The sequence below is a fragment of the bacterium genome (assembly GCA_040757115.1).
Classification (GTDB): domain Bacteria; phylum UBA9089; class CG2-30-40-21; order CG2-30-40-21; family SBAY01; genus JBFLXS01.
The window spans coordinates 1-3,452 of record JBFLYA010000331.1; the positions used below are offsets into that span (position 1 = coordinate 1).

The 3,452-nt window shown below is 37.7% G+C and carries 3 protein-coding genes and 2 tRNA genes; 1 reads left to right on the plus strand and 4 read right to left on the minus strand.

What is annotated here, in order from left to right:
• Positions 1–321: 321 nt before the first annotated feature.
• The 3 genes from AB1422_18060 to AB1422_18070 all read right to left on the minus strand — a co-directional run bounded on the left by AB1422_18060 (position 322) and on the right by AB1422_18070 (position 1,112).
• Positions 322–537, minus strand: coding sequence for a hypothetical protein (locus AB1422_18060; GenBank protein ID MEW6621207.1), 216 nt, complete (start codon positions 535–537; stop codon positions 322–324).
• A 239-nt stretch (positions 538–776) separates the two neighbouring features.
• A tRNA-Tyr gene (locus AB1422_18065) sits at positions 777–861 on the minus strand.
• A 176-nt stretch (positions 862–1,037) separates the two neighbouring features.
• A tRNA-Thr gene (locus AB1422_18070) sits at positions 1,038–1,112 on the minus strand.
• A 181-nt stretch (positions 1,113–1,293) separates the two neighbouring features.
• On the opposite strand from AB1422_18070, the gene AB1422_18075 reads away from it, so the two are divergent.
• Positions 1,294–1,698 (plus strand): SoxR reducing system RseC family protein, encoded by a 405-nt coding sequence (locus tag AB1422_18075; GenBank protein MEW6621208.1) that lies wholly within the window; start codon positions 1,294–1,296, stop codon positions 1,696–1,698.
• Positions 1,699–1,979: 281 nt separating this feature from the next.
• Here the strand turns inward: AB1422_18075 and AB1422_18080 are convergent, their stop codons facing one another.
• On the minus strand, positions 1,980–3,137 hold the full coding sequence (locus tag AB1422_18080; protein MEW6621209.1) for an ABC transporter substrate-binding protein: 1,158 nt from the start codon (positions 3,135–3,137) through the stop codon (positions 1,980–1,982).
• Between the last annotated feature and the right edge of the window lie 315 nt (positions 3,138–3,452).

Sequence of the window (3,452 nt, forward strand, 5' to 3'; positions counted from 1 at the left end):
TATTTGTAACCGTTCAGGCTATATATCAAAAGTGTAAGAAAGGGGATAAGGAGATAAGAGTGATATGGAGATAAGATAATAGAAATAGATTGAAATTTATAGAAATAGGTAGAAATTGATTGTGGAAAACAACAAATTTCCATAAATTTCTATTAGTTTCTATTAATTTCAATTTTTTTAATAATATCTCCCTATCTCCTTAATCTCCACATCTCCTTTTGTTACACCACCTGAACGGTTCCTAAAAGTCCAAATGTAATGGTTGAACGGTTACCAAATTATTAGCGACAGAGCATTAGCTGCCGGTTACCATTTAACCGCTTACTTGCTTTTTTTACATTCATCTACTAACTCATTGAGCAATTTGATAGTTTTATCTATATTAATTTTGGCAACGGTTAATATTTCTCGCCTATCCTTTACCGGAAATGAATCATCCATTAATAAAAGGTCAACGGCTCCTTTAATCGCAGTCATTGCACCTTTTATTTTATGAGAGAGATTTGATATTGGGTCTTTTTCTTCGTTGTTTTTCATGTTTTCCCCTTTAAAAATCTGCCCCAAAGGCAGGAAAATTGGTAATCGTTGAGCGGTTATCACTGTCCTCTATCTGTAATTATTTACCCAAATGAAGTGCAAGGTAATCGGTAATCGGTAACAACCAATTGATCTTTTCCCTTTACCGATAACCTGATTTACCGATAACTGATTACCTGAATTTCACTTCGGATGGCTAAATAGTTACCTTCTCTTGCCTCATTAGTGATTACCCTTCCTGGTGGAGAGGGGAGGGTTCGAACCTCCGAAGGCATAGCCAACAGATTTACAGTCTGCCCCCTTTGTCCACTTGGGTACCTCTCCACATTAGTAAGCAGGGATTGACAATAATTGTTAAATTCTCAGTAACCGTTCAGCCACAGAGGCACAGAGTTCACAGAGAATTAAGGAAAGTAGCCACAAATGGTTATATATTCCCTCTGTGTTCTCTGTGACTCTGTGGCTACATCCTGAACGGTTACCTTTTTTCTCTATTTTTCTGGAGCTGGCGATGGGACTTGAACCCGCAACCTGCTGATTACAAATCAGCTGCTCTGCCATTGAGCTACGCCAGCATTTATAATATTGGTTATTATTATAAACTATTTTTTATTAAATGTCAAGATTTTTCTTGACATAAATTAAAAAGATGATATATTTTAAAGAAGGTTGAGGTTAAGGAAGAGAAAACTTCTCCTTTTTCTCCTCTTCAACCTGAATCTCAACCGCAACTTTTTTCCTGATGGGGTGAGAATAATGCAAGAACAAGGTAAGGTCATTTCAAAAGAAGATAATAAGGCTTATGTCCAGATTGATATTGGCAAAGCCTGCCATGAATGTAAATTGTGCGATAGAGGTACACCAATTATCTTAGTTGCAGATAATTCCTTAGGCGCTGATGTCGGAGAAACGGTAAAATTGGAAACCGCAATGATAAGTAAGGTTAAAGGAATTATTTTTTATTTAACCTTACCTCCACTGGCTTTAGTCTCTGGAATAATTGGTGGGGATTTAATTGCAACACATTTCAAATTTGACCGTGCCAATGAAATTATTGGTTTAATCTCAGGTTTATTCCTTTTTGCTTTATCCCTTTTATTTGCATGGTGGCTTGATAAGAAGAATAAAACACTTTCTTCTAAAATAGTTGAGATTTACTGATAACTGCATCCACTTATGGGTAAGCGTTCAGGCTACACATCCGGTGTGTAAAAAGGGGGATAAGGAGATAAAGGAGATGTGGAGATTATAAATTAAAAGATTATGGTTATGAAGTTGGTATGGAAGTCTGCTCCTGACAGGCTCAGGAGTTAGGTCAGGATGGTTCTAACTTCATAACCCCTAAACCAAACCAGCCTCCTAACCCGAACCCTTTCACCAAAAAACTCCTAAATATATCCCCTTATCTCCATATCTCCTTTTTCTTACACTACCTAAAACACTTATGGAGTAATGGTAGAGTGGTAAATGGGTTTTCCTTCTTCTATCTTGAGAATAACTGCACTTTTAACCGGATTGCGGTTTTCGTCAAAGGTAATTTTCCCGGAAAGCACCTGTAAATCTTTTGTTTGAGCCAATGCATCACGGATGGCATTTTTATCTGTTGTCTGTGCTCTTTTTAAAGCATCGATGAGAATAAGTGTAGCATCGTATCCGAGAGCCGCCAGGGCATCAGGTGCACAACCATATTTTGTTTGATATCCCTTGACAAATTTCTGAATTTCCTGGTCAGGTGAATCTTTTGAAAAGTGTGTTGAAAAATATCCATCCTCAACCGCTTTTCCACCTAAATTAACTAATTCAGGAGAATCCCAGCCATCACCACCTAAAAGAGGAATTTCAATTCCCATTGTTTTTGCCTGCTTGGCGACTAATGCCACTGAGGAGTAGTAATTAGGAAGAAACAGCACATCCGGAGAAGCCGCTTTTATCTTGGTTAGTTGGGGTGTAAAGTCTTGAGTTTTATCTTCATCTGTGAATGCCTCATACGCCACTATCTTTCCCCCGGATTTTTCAAATTGTGCCTTAAAGAATTCTGCTAATCCTTTATTGTAATCATTGCCGTTATCGAATAAGACAGATGCTTTTCTCTTAGCGAGTGTGTTATAGGCAAAATTAGCCATTACTGTTCCTTGAAATGGGTCAATAAAGCAGGCACGAAAGATATAGTCTCCAACAAGTGTGACTTGAGGGTTAGTTGAAGTGGGTGAAATCATCACGACACCGGCAGATTGGGCAATTGGTGCCCCGGCTAATGAACATTTACTCATTACGGTGCCAATTATTGCGACAACCTTATCCTGGTCAATGAGTTTACGGTAGGCATTAGCGGCTGATTCCGGTCTTCCTTCGTCATCTTCGCACATACATTCTATCTTTTGATTGACGCCATTAATAGAAATTCCTCCTTCGTTGTTTATCATTTCAATAGCCATCATCGCACCATTTTTTGTAGAGACACCGTAAGTTGCCGCTCCACCGGTCATAGGTGCCACCAAACCTATCTTTAGTCCTTTTTCTTTCTCACTAATCTCTTTCTTCCCACAGCCACTAAAAAATACCCCAACTATCCCAAACATTATCAACATTTTTTTGAACATCTCTTTATACCTCCTTGCTTTTGGTAATTGTAGAGTCCTGCAAAACTAAGAAACTGTAGTTTTTAAGCGGGTATTTAAAACCTCTATTTTTATCAATTTCCTCCAAAGAGCAAAATGCAAAACTCGTTTATCGTTTATGGTTTATAGTGTATAGTGTATAGTTTATAGTGTATAGTTTATAGTCCTTCAACTATCAACTATAAACTATCAACTATCTTTGCCAAAGTTCAGTAAAATTATCTCTTTCCTTTCAGCGTTAAAATACTTGTAACTGTTCAGATAGTAATTCACCGCAGAGACGCAGAGAAACAGAAA